Below are 22297 nucleotides of genomic sequence, written 5' to 3' on the forward strand. Positions count from 1 at the left end.
ACATAAAAATAAATGCGTTGCCTACTTAATTATGATTAACGTTTTAGAGTAAAATGACCATTAAGCTGTTCTCCAGTTTTTAGAGTAATAAGATACCAATAGTCATTTGTTTCCATAGGGTATCCATTGTAATTACCATCCCAACGTTTAAGTCTTGGAGAAACCTGTTTTAAAAGTTTTCCGTATCTATCAAAAATGTAAATTTCTTTTATCGTGTTTTTGTTGTCTGTTATTTGCCAAACATCATTTTGACCATCAAAATTTGGTGTAAAAAACAACGGAATGTGAATGTCATTAGATTCCTTAATTTCAAAATTTAAGGATTTTATGATACAACCGTTACTGTCTTGAACATAAAGCGTATGAGTTCCAGGTGAAAGGTTGTAAAAAGATGCGCTTGTCTGAAAGTTAGAATTATCAACTGCATATTCATAACTAATGCTTGTATTAGACATGTTTACAATAAGGTTGTTGTCATTTATTGAAATATTAGAATCGTTTAAGCTAAAATCAACCGAATTATAAATGGTTACCGTAAAGTTACTTTCACTAGAACATGTATTTGGTGCTGTACCGACCTCATTAAAAATGTAAATGGTTTGCGTAGAAGAAATCACATCACCAGCATTAAGTTGAGTACCATTACCATTTGCTTGGGTAAAGTAATTACCATTTGTAAGTGTAGGTAAGGTATAGCTAGAGCAATCCGAATAATCAGCAAGTGTATCCACAGGCGGATTTCCAGAAATGGTTACCGTAAAGCTAGTTTCATTAGAACACGTATTAGGTGCCGTACCAACTTCATTAAAAATATAAATAGTTTGCGTAGAAGAAATCACATCACCAGCATTAAGTTGAGTACCATTACCGTTTGCTTGGGTAAAGTAATTACCATTTGTAAGTGTAGGTAAGGTATAGCTAGAACAATCCGAATAATCAGCAAGTGTATCCACAGGCGGATTTCCAGAGATAGTTACCGTAAAGCTACTTTCATTAGAACACGTATTAGGTGCCGTACCAACTTCATTAAAAATATAAATAGTTTGCGTAGAAGAAATCACATCACCAGCATTAAGTTGAGTACCATTACCATTTGCTTGTGTAAAGTAATTACCATTTGTAAGTGTAGGTAAGGTATAGCTAGAACAATCCGAATAATCAGCAAGTGTATCCACAGGCGGATTTCCAGAGATAGTTACCGTAAAGCTACTTTCACTAGAACACGTATTTGGTGCTGTACCAACTTCATTAAAAATGTAAATGGTTTGTGTAGAAGAAATCACATCACCAGCATTAAGTTGAGTACCATTACCATTTGCTTGGGTAAAGTAATTACCATTTGTAAGTGTAGGTAAGGTATAGCTAGAACAATCCGAATAATCAGCAAGTGTATCCACAGGCGGATTTCCAGAGATAGTTACCGTAAAGCTACTTTCACTAGAACACGTATTTGGTGCCGTACCAACTTCATTAAAAATATAAATAGTTTGCGTAGAAGAAATCACATCACCAGCATTAAGCTGTGTCCCATTACCGTTTGCTTGGGTAAAGTAATTACCGTTTGTAAGCGTAGGTAAGGTATAGCTAGAACAATCCGAATAATCAGAGAGTGTATCCACAGGCGGATTTCCAGAAATGGTTACCGTAAAGCTACTTTCACTAGAACACGTATTAGGTGCCGTACCAACTTCATTAAAAATATAAATAGTTTGCGTAGAAGAAATCACATCACCAGCATTAAGTTGAGTACCATTACCATTTGCTTGTGTAAAGTAATTACCGTTTGTAAGCGTAGGTAAGGTATAGCTAGAACAATCCGAATAATCAGCAAGTGTATCCACAGGCGGATTTCCAGAAATGGTTACCGTAAAGCTACTTTCATTAGAACACGTATTTGGTGCCGTACCAACTTCATTAAAAATATAAATAGTTTGCGTAGAAGAAATCACATCACCAGCATTAAGCTGTGTCCCATTACCGTTTGCTTGGGTAAAGTAATTACCGTTTGTAAGCGTAGGTAAGGTATAGCTAGAACAATCCGAATAATCAGAGAGTGTATCAACTTGAGGATTATTTACATTAAGTTGTACGGCGATGCTTACCAAGTCACATGTTGCAGATGTCATTTCACAATAGTATTGATTTCCATCAAAACTTGTAGGTGCATTATTTACAGTTAGTGTGCTGGTGTTGGCTCCAGAATAATTAGCATTATTTGTAACGTTAACCCAGTTGCCAGCAGTATTTAAAACCATCCATTGATACGTATATGTTTCTGTTCCTGATATTGAAATAGAATAAGTTGCTGTGCCATTTTCACAAATGGTTTGAGTGTTTGGTTGAGTAATTGTTGGCGTATTATCTGGAATAGGATCAGCAGTGTGCGAATCTAAATCAGAGCAATCTTCTTCAGAATTTATAGTCCAATCACTACCGTTAAAAGTGGTTTGACTAACAGCTGCATCAGGGTTTCTAATAATACTGTAACCTCTTTCTCCTGGAGCATTAACAATGTCAATTAGTACACCATTTTTTAAAAGTTTAAATTCATCGTTATCATTAATTCCAGTGGAAACAGTAAAATCAGCAGTTAGCGATGGGCAATTAGAACCACTACCTAGTATGATAATGAAAGTATCTAATGGTTGGATAGTACCTGAAACATTGTAGGTATGGCTTGGAGTAGCGTTTCCAATATCCCCATAACGTTCAATGACATAAACTCCGTCTAATACTATTGGTGAACTTGTTGGGTTGTAAAGCTCAATGACAGCATAACTTCCTGATAAGGCATCATAAATTTCAGAAATATAAGCATCAGCAGTACTACATTGAGAATCTAGAAAGTTAAAGTCTGTTGCAGCATTTCCTGTACAGCCTCCTGAACTTGTAATTGTAATTGTTGAGGAGCTACTGATTCCTGCAGGAACATAAGCTTCTATAACATTATCATTTATAATAGAGAAAGAAGTAGAAATTCCATCGAAAAAAACAGAAGCTGCATCATTAAAGTTTGATCCGTTTATTGTAACTAATGTGTTTTCTGGACCTTGAGTTGGTGAAAAGTTAGTTACTATAGGAGCTGGACAAATGTTTGATTTAGCAAAATTTAAGTTTGTGTATAAAACTGAAAAAATAATTGCAGATAAGAAGGCGATTCGTTTCATTAAAAAAATAATTGGCAGGCAAAAATAGGAAATATTTTAGGGAGTTTGTGTTAAGCCTGTGTTACTTTCACTATCGCACTAAAGAGAAATGACCAAAATATTCTTTACCGTTTTGAAAAACAGCGTGGTACCAGTAATCATCACTAGCCATATTTTGACCATTGAAAACGCCATTCCATCCATTTTCAGAAGCATTTAACTCTTTAATTAGTTTGCCATAACGATCAAATATTTTGATAGTTAATTGGTTTGAAGTGATTCCTATAGGTTTCCAGGTATCATTATCGCCATCACCATTTGGGGTGAAAAATTTAGGAAAACCAAGCACAGATATATCTTTTGAAATAAGACCACAACCGTTTTTATCTCTTACAAAAATGGTATATAAACCAGCAGATACGTTTGTGAATGTATTACTGTCTTGAAAAGAGTTATTATCTAATGCATATTCATAATCACCTTCTCCAGATGCATATATGGTTATTGAATTGTTTGAAGAAGCTTCAATAATAGAAACATCATCAATGGTTGCAATGTTAGATGGTCTGACAGTTATAGTCCTGATTGCCGAACATCCATTAGCGTTGGTAACCGTTACAGTGTAGATACCTGTTTCGTTAATTGCAATTTGTGACGTATTGGTGTTCAGGTCAGTTCCGTCTTTCTCCCAGGTAAATGTATAGTTATTAATAGATCCGTTGGTGATTCCTGCGTCTAAATAGGTGAATGTAGGGAAATCATTTAAACAATATAAAGTCGTTTCATCAGGTAATAAGTCAGGATTTTCATTAATATGTATCACAACTTCACTCACAGAGTAACAGGCATTGTTATTTGTAATTTTTACATACAGAGTTTCGCTGTAAGGATTACTATTGGTGTATGAGTTGCTTAATGAATTTTGATTAACGTAGGCATCATTTTCGTTTGAATAAAAGACAATAGAAGCGCCATTAGGAACCAAAGGTTCAATGGTGTTTTGAACCTCATTTAAATTAAAACTGGTAATACCATCAGCAGTTTCGTCGTCACAAGTGTTATAATCAGGAATAACTACGGTGTTATTTGAAGTGTCTAAAGTTACTTCTGCAATAGCAAAACAACCATATCTATTTTCAATACGCGCATAAACTGTTTGCAAAATTTGCGTATTTTCATAAGCAGTAGGGTTCGTAATATTATCTGTATTTTGTATGGCGTTATTTCTATCTGTAAAGAAACCTGTTATAGATCCGTCTTGAGATTGAATAGTGGTTCTTGATGCGTCAAATAAGTTATAAATTGTAAAGCCATTTTGATCTGCATCGCAATTTATTAATGTGGTATTATTTACTACTGGAGGTTGGCTATATTCAACAGTTATAGATCCATAAGCGATACAGTTGTTTTGTAGTGTAACTTCAACATCATAAACACCTTCTTGTGTTATTGTGTAAGTTGCATTTGTTTCACCAACGATTTCTGTGTTATTTCTAAACCATCTGTAAGTATTGTTACCAGGCATTTGTGCATCAACGTCCAAGGTTTCATTATCACAAAGTGGGTTTCCTGTAGCAATAAGTCTATCTGGACCTAAATCTGTTCCTAATCTAAAGCTTCCGGCTTCTAAAAATACAGCCGAGTCATAACGATAGTTTTGTTCGTCAGCAATAACAAGTTTTACATGATAAGCTTGATTAGGAATAATATTAGCCGTTGCTGTTAAAACTGCTGTTTGTCCGTTAAAATTTATAGGAGCATTAGCATTGTTCCAACCTCCAAAATAAACTTCGTTTATTGGGTCACAACCATTAGGGATTCCTGAATGTACAGTTGTAACTTTAACTGGAGTTTGCGTATTTGGAACTAAAGCAATATTAGTATACTCTTGTTGGTTTACGGGACGAATTAAAAATCCAAATAAGTCAGAGTATCTACAGGTGTTGCTGTCTCCTTCTTGATATTCTTCGGAAGCAAATAAGTAGCGAAAATTTATTTGATCAGCATTTGAAGTAAAATTAAACTCTAAAATTGTAGCGTTTAAGGTATTTGATTCATTTAATGCGTTTTCTAAATCATTGTCTCCTGTCCAATTAGGGGCGTCATCATCGCTTATATAAGTGTTTGGTCCAGGTACATTGGATAATCTGCCAGTACTTAAAACAATACCTCTTTGAAAAGGAAACCCAGTTCCTGTGGCATCAAAATAACCATAACTTTGGTCGGTGTCATTAAAGTTTCCACCTACGACACCTGTAACAGTAACATTTGTGATACAATCACTATCAATCAAAACATCCTCAATGAGTTGTTGCGGTGTATATGTTTGACTGTCTACTTGTACATTTTGAGACCTTGTGTAAGCAGATAATAAAAATATAAGGATGTATATGCCTTTTTTCATTACTTTTTATTGGGGTGCAAATATAACCAATAATAGCGTTTTTCTCTTGGTTAAGAATGTTAAAGCCGTAATAAAAAAAGAGTTATCTTTTTAATGTAAAGTGACCTTTTACTTCAAATTCACTTTCATCTTTTTTTACTTTTGCTAAAAACCAATAATCACTTGTAGGCATAGGACTATTATTGTAAGTACCATCCCAGCCTATTGATGTATGACTTAATGTTTTAAGTAGTTTGCCATATCTATCAAAAATATAAACGATTGTCCCTTCTAGTTTTTCTATTCCTGTAATTTGCCAAACGTCATTTTGTCCGTCATTATTTGGGGTGAAAAATAAAGGCGCATCAACCACAACAATTTCTTTTATTGCAGAAGCACATCCGTTTAAATCATACACTTCAATAGTGTGTGGTCCTAACGTTACATTGTAAAAAGTATTAGATTCTTGAGGAGCGCCTCCGTCTAAAATGTATACATAATCTCCAATGCCGCTTATTGTAACAGTAATGTTATTAGGGTCTGAAAAGTCTACAGTTTCAGTAAACTCAATGGTTGCTTGCTCTGATTCAATAACGTTAAATGTTGTTGATGTTGAACAACCATATGGTGTGGTAACTGTTACAGAGTAGGTGCCTACTTGTGTGATATCAATTGTAGGTGTTGTAGCATTTGTAGACCATTGATAGGAATCTGAGGCAAAGCCTGTATCGGCTGAAACCACTAAAGGTAAACTATTTAAACAAACTGTTTGGTCTGGAATATTTAATTCTGGTTTTCTGTGTACAAAAATGTCAAAAGATGTTATGCTAAAACAATTTGTTGTATTGTTTTCTATTCTTGCATACAGTGTTTGATTATCATAAGCAACATAATTTAAATCTTGAATAGTGTTTACATTATCTATAGCTTCTTCTTCTAGTTCAAAATAAGAAACGGTGTATTGATTTGCACTTTGATTGCCTAATATAATAGGTGTTTGATCTGATAAATCAAATAGGTGCATAGCATCAAAATCATCATCGCAGGTTTCAAGGTTAGGAGTAGAATGTGCTACTGGAGTAGGGTTGATTATTAAGTTAAATGATGAAATTTGTACACAATTTGTTAATGTGTTTTCAGCCCTAACATAGATTGTGTCATTATAAGAAGTATAAGTGTAATTAGTATCTAATGCATTTGATTCATTTTCTGCATTTGTTAGGTTTGCGTAAAATGTGGTTTCTATATTTTGCTGGTTTCCTATTAAAGTAGGTAAGGCATCAGACAGATTATATGTTAGGTTATCTGGCTCACAAACTTGAACTAAAGGAGCTAATATTTGAGGAGGTATATTAACATGTAAGTCAATAGGAACTGAAACATAGCATAAAGATATCGTGTTGGTAATTTTTATATACACTGTTTGCGGATTGCTAGTGTTATTATAGGCGTTTGGATTTTGAATTTCTATATGGTTCTCAACATCATTTAAATCGGCATGGTAACTAATAGCAATATCATCTTGTCTTATATTTAAAACTTCAGATTCAGAAACAGTTAAGTCAAAAGTTGTTATTTCGTCATAATCGTCATCACATAATACAATTTCTGGAGCTGAATTTACTATAGGAACTTGTATCACTTGTAGACCAAATTCTGCAATACCGAAGCAATGAGTTCCGTTGTCTATACGCGCATATATTTGTTGAGGGTTTTCTTCGTTAGCAAAGTCAAGAGGCAAACTGTTTTGTGCGTTATTGGCTTCGTTTAGTGTTCTATGGTATGTGATAGTTAGGTTTTCTGGACTGTTAAGAGATATTTGGTTTGTAACAATAGAAAGGTCAAATATTTCTTGGCCATCATTAGAAATATCGTCACAAACAGCTTGGTCTAAAGGTGTATTGTAAATGGGGTTAGAACCAACATCTATAGAGAAAGAAGCTGTGTTATAGCATGAAACATCACTAATGTTTTCAGTTCTTACATAAATGGTTTGTGGGTTTGATGTGTTTGTGTAAGCTACTGTTTTGTCAATAATATTGGTTCTGTTTATGGCGTGGTTTTCTTCAGTAAAGTATAAAACACGTTTTCCTGTTTGTCCGTCTAATATTTCTTCATCTTTATTGATAAATACAAATTCAGCAGTTTGGTTTCCGTCAGATTCACAATTACTGTAATTGCTTATTTCAGGAAAATAGGGTTCAGTGTTTATTATAATATCAAATACAGCTACAGCGTAACAACTTGTAATATCACTTTCAATTCTAGAGTATATGGTTTGTGTATTTGCATTGTATGTATCAGTGTTTTCAATTGCGTCAATGTTGTTGTTGGCATCATTTAAAGAGGTGAAAAATGAGATGTTTAAGTTTGTAGTATCACTTATCATTTCAGAAATTTTATCATCTAGATTTACTATATAAAAACCATCTTGATTGTCATCACAAATTATAATATCACTAGGTTGTATAACTGTTGGGGCAGGGATGACATTAATTTGTATTTCGGCAGTATCTCTGCATCCGGTAGAACCGTTTCTGACACTAATATATAATGTCTGAGGGTTTGATATATTGGTATAAAACGGCGGCAGTTCACCTTCTAGATCATCAGCATTTTGTTGAGTTAAATAATAACTTACTTGAGGGTCAGTAATACCTTCACCAAAATAAGTGTCAAAAGTACTTAAGTCAATAGATGTAAATCCATCATCATCTGTGTCACAGTAATCAACAGGACTTAAGGGTTGTATGATAACTGGCGGATTTATAATTAGATTTATACTGCTTAAGTGTGTACAGTCATCGTTTGATATGGTTATATATAATGTATGAGGTGATGAAGTAACTTGATAAGGTGTGTTTTGATCTATAGCATTGGTTTCGTTAAGTTGGTCTTGCTCATTTTCATAAAACGCGACTGTTGTGTTTGGAAGCCCGTTTATAATAGTATTTGCTATGTTTGTTAGATTAAAGTTGCTAATGCCATCATTACTAGCATCATCACATCTATAAAAATTTCTAATATTGGTTTCAGACTCTAATATATTAGAATAAAGAGTCACGGTAGATATAGCAGGACAGTCATTGTCATCACTTACAACTCTAACATAAACTACTTGAACATTTGGCGTGGTGTTTTCATAATTGGTAATATCTTGTATAGGATTGTCTCCTGTTTGAGCATCTTGGTTTGTTGTGTGGAAAGTAACGGTTACATTTGTTAAACCTTGTAAGACATCATTTATAACAGTTGATAAATCAAAGGTTTCAAAGCCATCATCATCATCTTCACATGCATTAATAGTTTGAGGGTCTGAATTTATTTGAGGTGTTTCTAAAAGTGTTATACTTACAGATGTTGTATCAGAACAACCTGTATCAGGGTTTGTTACTCTTATAAAAACGTTTTGATTAGAGTTTGTGTTGACAAAGATTGAATTTATTGGGTTGTCGCCAGTATTAGCATCAGTTTGAGAGTAGTGATACGTTATTATAACATCAGGATTGTTATTAGAAACTTCATCATTGAGTTGTGTTAAATCTACTTGAGTAGCTCCATTTGCAGCATCAGGGTCACAAATTATTAAAGGTTCAGGTTCTACAATTTCAGGAGAAGGATTTACAATTAAGTCAAATTGAGCATACGTTAAGCACCCATTATCAATATCTTCAATTCTAACAAAAAGTGTTTGTGGATTGTTTGAGTTTTGTATTAATGAAGATAGAGAATTGTTGTTTGTTATAGCATCATTTTCAGATAGGTGATAGCTTATGCTATAGTTGCTTGGTGCTAATAATGCCAGTATTTCAGGCGTTTTTGTGTCAAGGTTAAAAACTCTTATACCATCATTCTCGGCAGTATCACAAAGTGTAAAGTTTGTTATGCCGCTTAAGGTTTGTGCATCGTTAAGGTTTACTTGAACGGAGTCTTCAATTTCGCAAAAATCATTATTTAGTGGAATACGAATTAATACACGGTATTCTCCTGATTCAGTTACATTAAGAGAAGGTGTAGTTTCTCCGTTAATTACCCCATTGTTAAAATACCATTCATAACTAGCATTATTGTTATCAATTTCGGCATTTAGTGTTGTATTATTGGCGCATGTTGATATGTCTGATCCTAAATCAACTGAGGAGTTAAAGCTGTTTCCTTCTATAAATACAGCTGAGTCATAACTTTCATCAGACTGGTCAGCTACAATCAGTTTAATGTGATATTCTACATAGGGTTCTATGTTAGCAGTAGCTGTCATAACTGTAGTTCGCCCATTAAAGTTTGTGTCACCAATATTATAACCCTCAAAATAAGCTTCGTTTTGAGCTGGACAAATTCCAACTATTTCTTCATGAATAGTATTGGTATTAACAGATGTATTGGTGCCAGGAATTATGGCTATATTGGTATAGGGCATTGTAGAGCCGGCTTCTTTAATTAGAAACGCAAATCCGTCAGAGTAATCACATGGAAAATTTGCATAATACTCTTCTGAAGCCAATATGTAATTAAACTGTATTTGATTTGTAACAGAAGTAAAGTTGAACTCTATAGAGGTCGCATTAAGTGTGTTTGTTATTCCAAGAGCATTTTCTAAATCGCTGTCAGTTCCCCAATTTGTATCGCCTTCGTTAAGAGTAATTGTATTTTGTGTATTACCTGCAGATATAGCAGATCCTGTTGTTAGTACAATTCCGTTTTCAAAAGGAAAGTTTGATGAGCCTCTTTCAAAATAGCCATAGCTATTTATTTGGTTTACGCTACCGTTTATACTAGATGTAATATCAGATACTTCTACACATCCAATAGCTAGGTGTTCTTCAATTAATTGTGAAGGAGATAAATTGTCAACAATCTGAATTTGTTGAGCATAAAATACGTGACTAATTAATGCTGTAATAACTACGTATATGTAGCGTAAGCTTTTGAATGACGCACTCTCTGTTCTATCTAGATTTGTCAACTTTAGTTAAATTTATGTTTAAACACGCGACAAAATAACTAAAATATAGATAAAACGCAAAAAAATACGATTAAATGCATTTAGTTATTTGTTTAAATAAACCCATCCGGTTATAGGTTTGTAGTTTGAATCGTTAAGGTATAATATGTAATAATAGGTTCCTACAGGTAAAATTTTTCCTTTGTTGTTAATTCCTTTATTAGCTTTTCCTTGCCAAGGCAAGTTGTTATTACCTTCAAAGATTAATGTTCCGTATCTGTTATATATTAATAGTTTATGATTCTCAAAAATGTTATAAAGACCTTGTATGTTAAACCAATCATTATAGCCATCATTGTTTGGGGTAAAAACTTCGGGGATGTATGGCGGACAATTTTTTACAATTAATTTACTCCTAAAGATATCAAAACAAATTGAATTTTCTATTTTAATGTATATATATTGTTGATTTTGAGTGTTTTTGTGGTTTGTTGGTGTTAGAACTTCATTGTCATCATTATATAAATCCTCTAAAGTCGTATAGTAACTAACATTAAAGTTTGGGTCATAATTTATATTGTTTAATAAGTGTGTTAAATCAAAATGAGCACTATCAAAGCCTTCATCACAATTACTCAAGTCAGGTAAATCAATAACTTCAGGAAATGGAATTAATGAGACATCGTTTTGAGATGTGTTGTTCAGTTCATTAAGTTCTGTAATTATACCAACTCCAGTCCCATCATCATCTACAACAGCGGTTAATGTAAAGTCTAACGGAATATTTTCAGGAATAGTTATCTGTATGGTGTTACTTTCTGAAGCTCCAACATTAAGCGTGTTTTGAGTATACGATTGCGCAATTAATTCGTTATTTGCATAGAAAGCAATTGGCGTATTGCTAGGTAATATATCTGTGCTATTAAAATTTGAAACCGTATAGTCAACTTCAACATTTCTGTTGTTACAAAAAACAGTTGTATCGTTTATAGAAATGATTGCATCTGGTAACTGTATGTTTAATACAGTAATAATATTGTTTAAGATAATTAAATCTGCTTGAAAAATACCATTAGAATCAAAACCTCCAGTGGTGAGTTTGATTTCAACTGATGTATCTCCAATAGCAATATTATTTTGAATATTATAAACATCTAAATCACAATTATAAAGCGTGTTAGAGTTCGTGAAACTATTTGTACCGTTAAATGCATTATCAGATGGGTTTAAAGGAGGATTAGAAAGTAGATTGTTATTAATTAATAACGATTCGCCATAATTTAAAAGAGAATCACCTTCCCAAGCTAGAAACCCTATTTTAGCACCAATATTATCTAAAACATTAATGTCTTCTAGCAAGATTACTTTTTCCTGAATGTTTCTATTTATAATTTCTAATCCTTGAAAAATATTTATCTGATTTATGGGTAAGCTGCTATCTTCATAAATAACATACAAACTCCAACCTGCAAAATTTGTTCTATTATTACAATATCCAGAATTTGATGATAATGTGTCTGAAATATCTAATCCTGAAAATTCATAGATTCCGTTTCCTTGTGATATTACGTAGTTAGAAACATTGGCAACACACGAAAAATAGGTTAGGGTACCATAATTAGGGTCTTCATAGTCAATAGTGTAGGTTTCTTCGGCGTTTATGGTTTGGTTATTGAAATTAACTTCTAAATCGCCAGCGCCTGAACCAGCCCAATATAAATATGCAGCAACAATGGTGTGGCTACTGTTTATGGTTAATTGTGCTTCAGACTCCGGAAGAATTTCACAAAAATCTCTAACAATATTATTCTCTTCGGGGTTTAGGGTGTTACCTATGGCAGTATAATCATAGCGTCCATTGAATTGTTGAAAGAGATCGATGTCTTGGCACAATCCATTGTTTATGCAAACAAAGAATAAAAAGGCAAAGATTGTGTTGTTACGATACATTAATAATTAGAAACTATATTTCTAAATAAATGTACAAATTTTAAAGCTTATCGTTTTAAAGTAAAGTGATTATTGTAAACTCTTCCATCTTGTAAAGTTACAGAAAACCAATAATCGCTAACAGGTAAAACGTTTCCATTGTAAATTCCATCCCAACCAGGCCCAAGAGGATCTAATTGTTTTAAAAGTTTGCCATATCTATCAAAAATCAGAATTTTAGAATTAGGCTGAAACATAGATGAAATACCTTGCACTTGCCAAGTATCGTTGGTGCCATCACCATTTGGTGTGAAAAATTTAGGAAACCCAATAACAGAAACACTGTTTTCTACAATACCACAATCATTTTTAACATCTTTTACACTTACGGTATAGATACCAGGATAAACGTTAGTAAAGGTATTGTTGGTTTGGTAATTAGTGACAATTCCGTTTTGATCAAAAAGAGCATATTCATAATCACCTTCTCCAGAAACAAGTACTGTAATAGTATTGTTTTCAGAAGCATCGATAACCTCAATAGAGTCAAATGTAGCAATGTTTGATGGATTTACAGTAATATTTCTAGATTTAGAACAACCTGTATTTATGTTGGTAGCCGTTACGGTGTAAGTTCCAACGGTATTTACCATAATTTCATAAGTGTTTTCTCCAGAAGACCAGTTATATGAATAGTTATTAGGATTATCGTTAACAATTCCAGCATCTATAGGTATGCTTGATGGGAAATTATTAAGGCAATACAAAACGGTTTCGTCGTCTTCAAATTGAGGAAGCTCATTGATTGTTAATAAAGCTTCACCTATACCAAAACAGGCATTAGCATTTTCTACTCTAAAATAAATAGTTTCATTATAAGGTTGCGTGTTGGTATAAGGAGATGTTAACTCGTTTTGCTCAAGTAAAGCATCATTATATGAGCTGTAATAAGTAACAGGAAATGAGATATTGTTTTGAGTTTGTATATCTGTGGTAAAATCATCTAGGTTAAAGGAGTTAATACCATCTTCAGAATTAAGTTCGTCACATACAGGATTAGCAACATAGTCGTTAACTTGTGTGGTGCTAACTTGTAGCGTTATATTAGCAATATTGAAGCAGCCTGTATTGTCGTCTTTTACTCTGGCGTAAATAATTTGAGGATTAGCATTATTAGTAAAAGCATCAGCATTTACTGAAGTAGCAGATATGTCTTGGGCATCTGTCAAACTTTCGTAAAAAGTTGTAGATAAATTTGTGTTTCCACCTGTTATATCATCAATTATTTGGTTTAGATTAAAGGTTGTTATTTCGTCGTTAATGCCATCTTCATCACATTGTATTAGCGATGTGTTAACAACAACAGGTAATGGGTTTACAATAATGTTAAATGAATTTGTATCAAAGCAGTCATCATTTTCTTTATTTTCTATTCTAGCAAAAATAGTTTCAGAAAAAGGAGTTTGATTATAGTAAGTAAAAGGTAAATCAGAAAAGCCATTTATAGCATCGTTTAATGACGAATGATATGTTATGTTGTAATCTGCGGCATTTTGACCATTTAAGATGTCGTCATTAAAGTTTGTTAGATTAATTTCAACTTGTCCGTTTACATCATCTCCATCAGTATCATCATCACAAACTGCTTGATCTTGCATATCATTGGCAGTTGGTGTGTTTAAAACACTAATGGTAAAAGATTTTAAGTCATAGCAATTAGGGTTTCCATCGTTATGGACTCTGTACCAAATAGTTTGTGGGTTTGATGTGTTTTCATAAGCGCCTATAATTTCGTTGTCATTGTTATTAGCGTCAACTTCAGATTCAAAATAATGAACGCTATAAATTGAAGCGTCTTGAGTGCCTAAAGCATCAATATCTAGACTTGTAAAATCAAAAGACCAAGTATCGTCGTTGTTATCGTCACAAATAGAAATGTCGTCTATTAAGTTAGCAGTTGGATAATCAAAATACTCAACGATAGCCTTCCCTTCTAAAATTTCACATCCACCATCATTAAGGTTTATAGTAACTTCATAAATACCGTTTTGAGATACGACTAAATCATAATCATTTTCACTAATTATATTACCATCAAAAGTCCATTCATAGGTAGCGTCAGGAATATTGTCAGCTTCTAAAGTGTATGTGTCTCCCGTGCATAAAGGTAAAAATGTAGTTTCGCTACCATTTCTGATAATATCTATATCTTCAGCAAAAAAAGAAGCTATAAAAGGCGGTAAGCCTTGTGTTGAATTATTAGTGCCTAAATCTATAGCATTGTTTTGATAATCACATCCAACTCCTATAGTATTAGGATTGTTTATAACACTCAAGTAAGGAGTTCCTGTGCTGTAAGTTAAAGACATAGTCCTATAAATTTTACCATCGGGACCTAATTGTAATGCACTTCTATATAAATCTTGTCTGTCTAAAGGGAACTCTGAAGCTTGTATATCGGTTGCTTCAAGATTAAATTGAGTAAGTACTGAATGGTGGTTTCTAGGATTAGTGTCACCACTACCAAAAAAATCGTTAGAGGATGTTGCGTATAATAAGCTACTATTTGGAGAAAATTCAATACCGTAAGGTTTATTGTTTGTCCCCGAAATATTTAATCTAAAGGGATTATTTACAGTCCCTGAATCTTTGTCAAAGTCAAATAGGAACAAGCCGTTGTTGGTGTTCGCACAAGCAAGTTTTTCACCATTAGGAGATAATTTTAAATAGCCACGAGAGTCAGTAATATTTAAAGTATTAATTGTTGACGATACAGGAATTGGGTTTACACCAGTGGTTGTAACTTCAAAAGCATGAAATGTATTCATAGAGGCTACGCTGTTTCCATTTGAATTCGATAAGGCAATAACCCAAATAGAGCCTGATTCACAGTCTTTTAATACGGCTGATATTTTTTCAGAACATCTTTCAAGAAGCTCTGTTTCAGCTCCAACCATACCTCCAAGTCCACCGTTAAGTGTCATGTCTACAGTGTAATAATTCAAACCATTTGTGGTTTGATTAGAGCCAACAGTAAATATATAATAAATATCAGGGTCGTTAGGTTTTGGAACAACAATAGCAGATTGCGTGCTAGATTCATCTCCTAACAAAAGAAAAGGACTCATTTCTAGATGATTCCTGTTGTAAACTCTTTGACCGTCTGTATAAAAAAGGAGGTTGCCGCTAGCATCAGATATAGATGAGCAACCCTCAACAGTATTTAACTGACCATCATTTAAAACTGTAATACTCCCATCTGGACCAAAGTTAATTCCTGCATTTTCTCCAAAATACCAGTTAGCCGCTTCTTGTTGAGCATAGGTGTAAGTACATACAGTTAACAGTATGTATAATAATTTTTTTTTCATTTTTTTTGATAGCAATTGCTATCAAAGATATCACAAATCTCGCTTTTTTAATAATCTAAACGATAAAAAGATAAATACAGCAGTCCAACCTAACACAATGGCTATTTCTTGCCAATGTACGGCGTAGTCGTAAGTTAAGTCTACTTTATCAGGATATTTAGTCATTATGATACGTTGTATAGGTTGATCTATCAACTTGTACATGGACTCTAAAGGCATAAAACCTTTAACTTTAAAAGCTGTTTCAGAATTACCAAAAATCTCATATGAACCCCAAAAAACTAGCCACTCTACGATATATAAAATAAATAGAAAAGCAAGCGCAAAAGCTGAACGCTTTACAAGCATACCAAAAAACAAACACAAGCTAAAGAACCCAACAAGCTTTATGAAATATGCTAAAATAAACTCGGTTTCTCTAAAAATAATAGCAGCTTCTGTATAACTAGAATAGTATAAGCCAATAAAAAATGAAGCAACGCTTATCAGGATTGTTGCTAAAAGTGAAAAGAATACAATGGTGTAAAATTTTGACAAGATAAATTCTTTCTTGCTTAAACCATCAATTAAGTTTTGCTTTAGTGTTTTATTACTGTATTCATTGCCTATCATACTTACAACAACAATAGCAAAGAAGAATTTGAAATAAGAAGCAAAAAACGTTGTTATATGCCAGATTATAGGAAAGTTGAAAATACCCAATTCGCCTAGTTCTAGTGTGAAAAATCCGAAAAAATTTATTTTTATTGAAGATAAGATTAATACTGTAAATGGTAAAATGAACGATACAAAAATGAGTATTTTACTGGTTCTGTTAAGTAAAAGTTTTTGTAATTCTAAATTTATAAGTCGTAACATGTGATTGGTTTTTTGATTGGAATTAAACGTTGTCTGTTAGTTTTAAGAACTGCTCTTCAAGGCTTTCTTTTCGTTTAACAAGGTGTGATAGTGTAATGCCGTTTTCAAACATAAGTTTATTTACAGCCTTTGCATCCATAGGCTGATCCAAGAACGCAGTAACCAAATCATCTTCTACTTTAATTTTTCCAAACATTTTTTTGTCGTCAAGAAATTTTAATAGTTGTTCTTGGTTTTCTGCTTTAAGCTCTAAAAATCCGTGACTACTTATCATTTCGTCCACACGACCAGAATATAGTTTTTCACCCTTTCTTAAAACAACTACATGGCTACATACTTTTTCAACTTCATCGAGTAGGTGAGAGGCTAACAAAATTGTAGTGCCATCGCTGGCAATTTTCTTTATAAGTTCACGTATTTGATGAATTCCCTGCGGGTCTAATCCGTTAGTAGGTTCGTCTAATATTAATATTTCTGGGTCGTTTAAAAGCGCAGAAGCAATAGCTAAACGTTGTTTCATTCCCAGAGAATAGGTTTTAAATTTATGGTCTTTTCTATCTAGTAAATCTACCACTTGAAGTTTTTCTTCAATTTTACTGTAAGGAACGCCTTTTATCTTGCAAACAAGTTTCAGGTTTTGATAGGCAGTCATATATGGGTAAAAGTTAGGGCGCTCTATAATAGCTCCTACTTTTTTTAACGCATTGTGTGTTGAGACATTACCATCAAACCAATGAAAACTTCCTTCGGTTTTGTTTACCACGTTAAGTACAATACCCAATGTGGTAGATTTTCCGCTGCCGTTAGGGCCTAAAATTCCATATACGTTGCCTTTGTTTATAGTGAATGATAGGTCTTTTACAGCTGTGAGATAGCCGAATTTTTTTGTAAGATTTTTGATTGTTAATACGGTCTCCAAAATGTGTGGTTTTTGTTTACTGATATAAAAGTCAGTAATGTTGGTTATTTATGTGACGATTAAATTAGTGAATTGTTACAAAATAAAAAATGCATTCTAAAGGTAGAATGCATTTTTAAGTTTTTATAAAAAGAAAAGTCGATTAATTCCAATTTTCATCAAAATCTAAATTATCATAGTCTTCAATGTCAAGATCGTCATCAAACTCATTGAAATCATCGTCTAAATCATCAGATTCAAAAGCTTTTTCTGGTGCCTGATCAGGAATTTGCCCATGTACAAACATAAGGTTTGGGTAATCGGTACCTTCAACTTCTTCAACAATTTCAGCAAGTTCTACATAAAATGTCCACATGCTTAAAAAATCATAAACATAAATAAGCTTTGTTTGTGCTTCATGAACTACATCATTAATAGTGGTTTCGTTCATTAGTTTTACAGAGTTTACGCCTTCGCTCATGTCAAACAGCGAAATTTCTTCTCCTTGTTCCCAAGCATCATTACTCATGTAAAATGAAGCCATTTCCATGCCGTCAAACCCAAAGGATTGCGTAATGATGTTGTGTAAATCTTCAAGGGTATCTGTTTCACGAATTTCTAAATCGCGAAAAACATCATCTTCTGTATCGTTGTCAAGAATAACTCTAAATCTATAAACCATAATTTTTTAAAATAAGCGTGCAAAGTTACGAAGTTTGTAGTTTGTTTTTAGCGTTAAATGCTTCTAAAATTAAGTAATATTGAATTCCGAACAAAATACTAGCTAAAACAAGGTGTAAACTTTGCGAACCAAACGGAAAATTAAAATTAGCCATGGCAATTCCTGAAAGTACTTCTATGATGAGAATGCCCATAACCCAGTTTAATTTTTTATGGTTGAGTTTTTGTTTTTTTAATAAGTAATATAGGTAACCATTTACCAGTAGGACTATAATAGAGAATGATCTATGTACGTAAAAAGAAACGGTTGGATTGTTTAGCCATAAGTTTGTATTTTCATCTCCTAGCAGTTTACTTTGCTCATCAATAAATTGTCTTACTTGCGTACCTAACACAATTTGAATAAGTGTTAGTATAGAAGCAATTACTAGTACGTTTTTAAATACATTGTGTTGCTTAAAAGCCTTTTTATTAGGGCTTGTTTTGTAAATAACATATAAAATGGCAGCAACTATTACCAGTGCCATAACCATATGAACTGTTATTTTAAAAGGCGCTAAATGAGAGTCTACTACGGTTTTTCCTAACCAAGCTTGAAATCCCATGCCAAAAACTATTGCAAACGATAGCAGCGTAATGGTTTTGTTTTCTTTCCAGAGCTTTACTGATGCAAAAGCCATTAATAATGTCGCGAAACCTGCTAGAGCACCAAATAGTCGGTTTATATATTCTACCCAAGTATGTGTTGGGTTAAAAACAGCATAATCATGTTTTGTATAGGTTTCCCAATGTGATTTTATAAATGTATCTGCAGTTGTAAAATCTGATTTGGCTACTTGTAGTGTTTTATTTACAATAATAACTTGCCCTTTTTTGTAGGTTTTATTAGCATGCCATTCTAACTGTTCGTGTTCAGTAGGCGGAATATAGTAGCCAAAACATTTAGGCCAGTCTGGGCAACCCATGCCGCTACCTGTCATTCTTACCACAGCACCAGCAATAATAACCAAATATGTTAAAACAAGCGTTACTTTGGCAATGGTGTGAAAATGCTTTTTCATATGTTTTTTAGTTTTGTATGGTCAAGCCTAATCGCTTACCTTCTTTAAGCATAAGTTCATAGGCAGCTTCATGTTCGTTAGGGATATCACCTTCTAGAATAGCTTCTTTAATCGTTTCTTTTATGATACCTATTTCTTTTGAAGGTTTTAAATTGAAAGTATTCATAATTTCTTCACCAGAAATTGGTGGTTGAAAATTACGCACATGATCACGTGCTTCAACTTCAACTATTTTTTCACGAACTATCTTAAAGTTGTTGTGATATTTTTTGAATTTTTTCGGGTTTTTTGTAGTAATGTCAGCTTCACAAAGTGTCATTAAATCATCCACATAATCACCTGCATCAAAAACTAATCTACGAACAGCAGAGTCTGTAACTTCATCATTTGCTAGTACAATAGGTCTTGAGCTCATAAATACCATTTTCTGTACAAATTTCATTTTGTCATTAAGTGGCATTTTAAGGCGCTTAAAAAGATGATAGACCATTTTTGAACCTTCAAATTCATGACCGTGAAAGGTCCAGCCTGTTCTTTTATAAAAACGTTTGGTTGGTGCTTTGCCAATATCATGAAGCAAGGCGGCCCAGCGTAACCACAAGTTATCTGTGTTTTCAGAAATATTATCAACGACTTCAAGCGTGTGATAAAAATTGTCTTTATGGCGTTGGCCTTCTATCTCGTCAATACCTTTTAAGGCAGTAAGCTCTGGTAAAATACGATTAAGTAGTCCTGTTTTTTCAAGTAATAAAAACCCTGTAGAAGGTTTTTTGCTTTCTAAAATTTTGTTTAGTTCTACAACAATGCGTTCGTTGGTAATTATTTTTATGCGTTCGCTATTTCTTGAAATAGCGTTAAGAGATTCTTCTTCAATTTTAAATCCTAATTGTGTTGCAAAACGAATAGCACGCATCATTCGTAAAGGATCGTCGCTATAAGTAATATCAGGATCTAAAGGTGTTTTTATTAGTTTGTTTTCTAAATCTTGAATACCTCCAAACGGATCTAATAGTTCTCCAAAGTTGGTTTCAGATAAATTAAGAGCTAATGCATTTATGGTAAAATCTCTTCGGTTTTGATCATCTTGAAGTGAGCCGTTTTCAACAATAGGGTTGCGGCTATTTTCCTGATAACTTTCTTTTCTAGCGCCTACAAATTCAACTTCAATATCATCATAGCGAAGCATTGCTGTTCCATAAGTTTTAAAAACTTGAACTTTAGGGTTGTTTGGTAAATTTTTTGCGACTTGTTTTGCTAAAGCGATACCGCTGCCAATGGCAACAATATCAATGTCTTTTGCAGTGCCTCTTTTTAAAATAAAATCGCGAACAAATCCGCCTATAACGTAACTGTCTATGTTAAGTTCTTTGGCTGATTGAGAAACAGTCTTGAATATAGGGTGTTGCAGTGCTTTTTTATAATTCATGAGCTTCTAATGCCAAGTTTCGAGTAGGACTAATTATTGAGAGTTATTTTCTTATTATTTGCACACTGCCATCGTCGTGTAATTTTATGATTGAGGATGGTTTTGTGGCTGTTTTTTTGTCAGGCAAATTTACAACATAGTCTACACCTTTTAAAATGTCAGAAGATATTTCTTTAAATGAATTTGGCGTTGGTTCACCGCTAATATTTGCAGATGTAGAAACAATAGCGCCATTAAATTTATTAAGAAGTTGTAGACAAAAATCATGATTAGGGATTCTAATAGCTAATGTATTGTCGTTGGCAATTAAGTTTGAAGCTAAATGTTGCGGATTGTTGTAAATTATTGTCGTAGGTTTTTCGTTATTATTAAAGTAGCTATAAGCAACCTCAGGAACGTTTTTTATATACGTTTTTAGCATAACATCATTGGCGACCAGGCAAATAAGCGCTTTGCTTTCAGCACGTTGTTTTAGTTTGTAAATTTTTTCAACAGCATGACTATTTGAAGCATCGCAACCAATACCCCAAACAGTATCTGTAGGATATAGTATAAGCCCTCCTTTTTTTAAGGTTTCAAAGGCTTTATTAATTATATCTTGCATGGTGATAATATCAAAAAAATATTACAGCAAAAATAAGAAAAGTTGTAATATTGCTTAAATAATTAATGTTTTTCAACAAATACGTTTAAAATGACGTGTTTAAAAGATTTGTACAAGTATGGTTATTGTTAGATTGCGTGGTGGATTAGGAAATCAAATGTTTCAGTATGCTTTAGGAAAAAGAATTTCAGAGCAATTAAACACGCCATTAAAGCTAGATTTAACAACCATTTTAAGGGTAAAAAAGAAAGAAGGGTTTACTTATAGGCCTTATCAACTTCATATATTTAATGTTGAAGAAAGTTACCTAATAAACCCAAAAACAATTCGTTTTTTTAATAAACTCCATCTGCATTTTATAGTTGAAATAATTAAAGGAATAAAGTTATTAGGTAAGAAAAAAGTAAAGGAAAAAACCTTTACGGTTGATGATAACCTGATAAATTCGCCATTAAACAATGCGTTATATAGTGGTTACTGGCAAAGCGAAAAATATTTTAGTGATGCTGAAGCTTCATTAAGACTTGATTTTTCTTTTAAAGAATCTTTATCACCACAAGCAACAAATATTCTTGAAAAAATACAACAAACCAACAGTGTTTGTGTACATATGAGGCGTGGCGATTATGTACAGAATAATTATTTTGTACCTATGAGTTCTGATTATTTTGAGAAAGCTTCTACATATATTAACGACCATATAAAGGATCCTCATTTTTTTATATTTTCAGATGAACCTCAATGGTGTATTGATAATATAAAAATGGATGCTAACTTTACAGTTGTAGATTTTGAAACAGAAAAAATTAAATACAAAGAAGATTTGCAGTTAATGGCTTCTTGTCAACATTTCATTATGTCTGCAAGTAGTTTTTCTTGGTGGGCTGTTTGGTTAAGCGGTGTTAAAAACAAAATAACAATAGCACCAAAACAATGGTTTGCTGATCAAAGTATTGATGTGAGCGATTTGGTTGGAAGCGATTGGATAAGACTGTAAT

At 33.1% G+C, this 22297-nt stretch carries 12 protein-coding genes; 1 reads left to right on the forward strand and 11 read right to left on the reverse strand.

Annotated features, from left to right (window positions below):
• Positions 1-35: 35 nt before the first annotated feature.
• The 11 genes from ABD690_RS06885 to ABD690_RS06935 form a co-directional block, all read right to left on the reverse strand.
• The gene (locus ABD690_RS06885) at positions 36-3167 is read right to left on the reverse strand and encodes a T9SS type B sorting domain-containing protein (protein ID WP_344728664.1); all 3132 of its coding nucleotides are present in this window, start codon (positions 3165-3167) and stop codon (positions 36-38) included.
• 70 nt (positions 3168-3237) lie between these two features.
• Positions 3238-5550: a choice-of-anchor L domain-containing protein gene (locus tag ABD690_RS06890; protein WP_344728666.1), complete on the reverse strand. Its 2313-nt coding sequence runs from the start codon at positions 5548-5550 to the stop codon at positions 3238-3240.
• A gap of 82 nt (positions 5551-5632) precedes the next feature.
• Positions 5633-10492 carry a choice-of-anchor L domain-containing protein gene (locus ABD690_RS06895; RefSeq protein WP_344728668.1) on the reverse strand — a complete coding sequence of 1620 codons (4860 nt, stop codon included), beginning with the start codon at positions 10490-10492 and terminating at the stop codon, positions 5633-5635.
• An 84-nt stretch (positions 10493-10576) separates the two neighbouring features.
• Entirely contained in the window at positions 10577-12364 is a 1788-nt protein-coding gene (locus tag ABD690_RS06900; RefSeq protein WP_344728670.1) for a T9SS type B sorting domain-containing protein, read from the reverse strand.
• Between the two features lie 104 nt (positions 12365-12468).
• Positions 12469-15771 (reverse strand): T9SS type B sorting domain-containing protein, encoded by a 3303-nt coding sequence (locus ABD690_RS06905; RefSeq protein WP_344728672.1) that lies wholly within the window; start codon positions 15769-15771, stop codon positions 12469-12471.
• A gap of 30 nt (positions 15772-15801) precedes the next feature.
• Positions 15802-16629, reverse strand: coding sequence for an ABC transporter permease (locus ABD690_RS06910; protein WP_344728674.1), 828 nt, complete (start codon positions 16627-16629; stop codon positions 15802-15804).
• 22 nt (positions 16630-16651) lie between these two features.
• Entirely contained in the window at positions 16652-17548 is an 897-nt protein-coding gene (locus ABD690_RS06915; protein WP_344728676.1) for an ABC transporter ATP-binding protein, read from the reverse strand.
• A 142-nt stretch (positions 17549-17690) separates the two neighbouring features.
• A complete protein-coding gene (locus tag ABD690_RS06920; protein ID WP_344728678.1) occupies positions 17691-18209 on the reverse strand; it encodes an IS1096 element passenger TnpR family protein in 519 nt (172 codons plus the stop codon).
• 25 nt (positions 18210-18234) lie between these two features.
• Entirely contained in the window at positions 18235-19269 is a 1035-nt protein-coding gene (locus ABD690_RS06925) for a COX15/CtaA family protein (protein ID WP_344728680.1), read from the reverse strand.
• A 7-nt stretch (positions 19270-19276) separates the two neighbouring features.
• The gene (locus ABD690_RS06930; protein WP_344728682.1) at positions 19277-20695 is read right to left on the reverse strand and encodes a CCA tRNA nucleotidyltransferase; all 1419 of its coding nucleotides are present in this window, start codon (positions 20693-20695) and stop codon (positions 19277-19279) included.
• Positions 20696-20738: 43 nt separating this feature from the next.
• On the reverse strand, positions 20739-21299 hold the full coding sequence (locus tag ABD690_RS06935; protein ID WP_344728683.1) for an L-threonylcarbamoyladenylate synthase: 561 nt from the start codon (positions 21297-21299) through the stop codon (positions 20739-20741).
• Positions 21300-21417: 118 nt separating this feature from the next.
• Here ABD690_RS06935 and ABD690_RS06940 point away from each other — a divergent pair, with 118 nt between their 5' ends.
• Positions 21418-22296, forward strand: coding sequence for an alpha-1,2-fucosyltransferase (locus ABD690_RS06940; protein WP_344728685.1), 879 nt, complete (start codon positions 21418-21420; stop codon positions 22294-22296).
• Position 22297: the final 1 nt, after the last annotated feature.

Origin of the sequence: Corallibacter vietnamensis (assembly GCF_039537875.1) — a bacterium.
Classification (GTDB): domain Bacteria; phylum Bacteroidota; class Bacteroidia; order Flavobacteriales; family Flavobacteriaceae; genus Corallibacter; species Corallibacter vietnamensis.

Excerpts from the sequence above, each read along its gene's own strand:
- ABD690_RS06925 (WP_344728680.1), bottom strand. The coding sequence starts at position 19,269 with ATGAAAAAGCATTTTCACACCATTGCCAAAGTAACGCTTGTTTTAACA.
- ABD690_RS06920 (WP_344728678.1), bottom strand. The coding sequence starts at position 18,209 with ATGGTTTATAGATTTAGAGTTATTCTTGACAACGATACAGAAGATGAT.
- ABD690_RS06940 (WP_344728685.1), top strand. The coding sequence starts at position 21,418 with ATGGTTATTGTTAGATTGCGTGGTGGATTAGGAAATCAAATGTTTCAG.
- ABD690_RS06890 (WP_344728666.1), bottom strand. The coding sequence starts at position 5,550 with ATGAAAAAAGGCATATACATCCTTATATTTTTATTATCTGCTTACACA.
- ABD690_RS06905 (WP_344728672.1), bottom strand. The coding sequence starts at position 15,771 with ATGAAAAAAAAATTATTATACATACTGTTAACTGTATGTACTTACACC.
- ABD690_RS06885 (WP_344728664.1), bottom strand. The coding sequence starts at position 3,167 with ATGAAACGAATCGCCTTCTTATCTGCAATTATTTTTTCAGTTTTATAC.
- ABD690_RS06935 (WP_344728683.1), bottom strand. The coding sequence starts at position 21,299 with ATGCAAGATATAATTAATAAAGCCTTTGAAACCTTAAAAAAAGGAGGG.
- ABD690_RS06930 (WP_344728682.1), bottom strand. The coding sequence starts at position 20,695 with ATGAATTATAAAAAAGCACTGCAACACCCTATATTCAAGACTGTTTCT.
- ABD690_RS06910 (WP_344728674.1), bottom strand. The coding sequence starts at position 16,629 with ATGTTACGACTTATAAATTTAGAATTACAAAAACTTTTACTTAACAGA.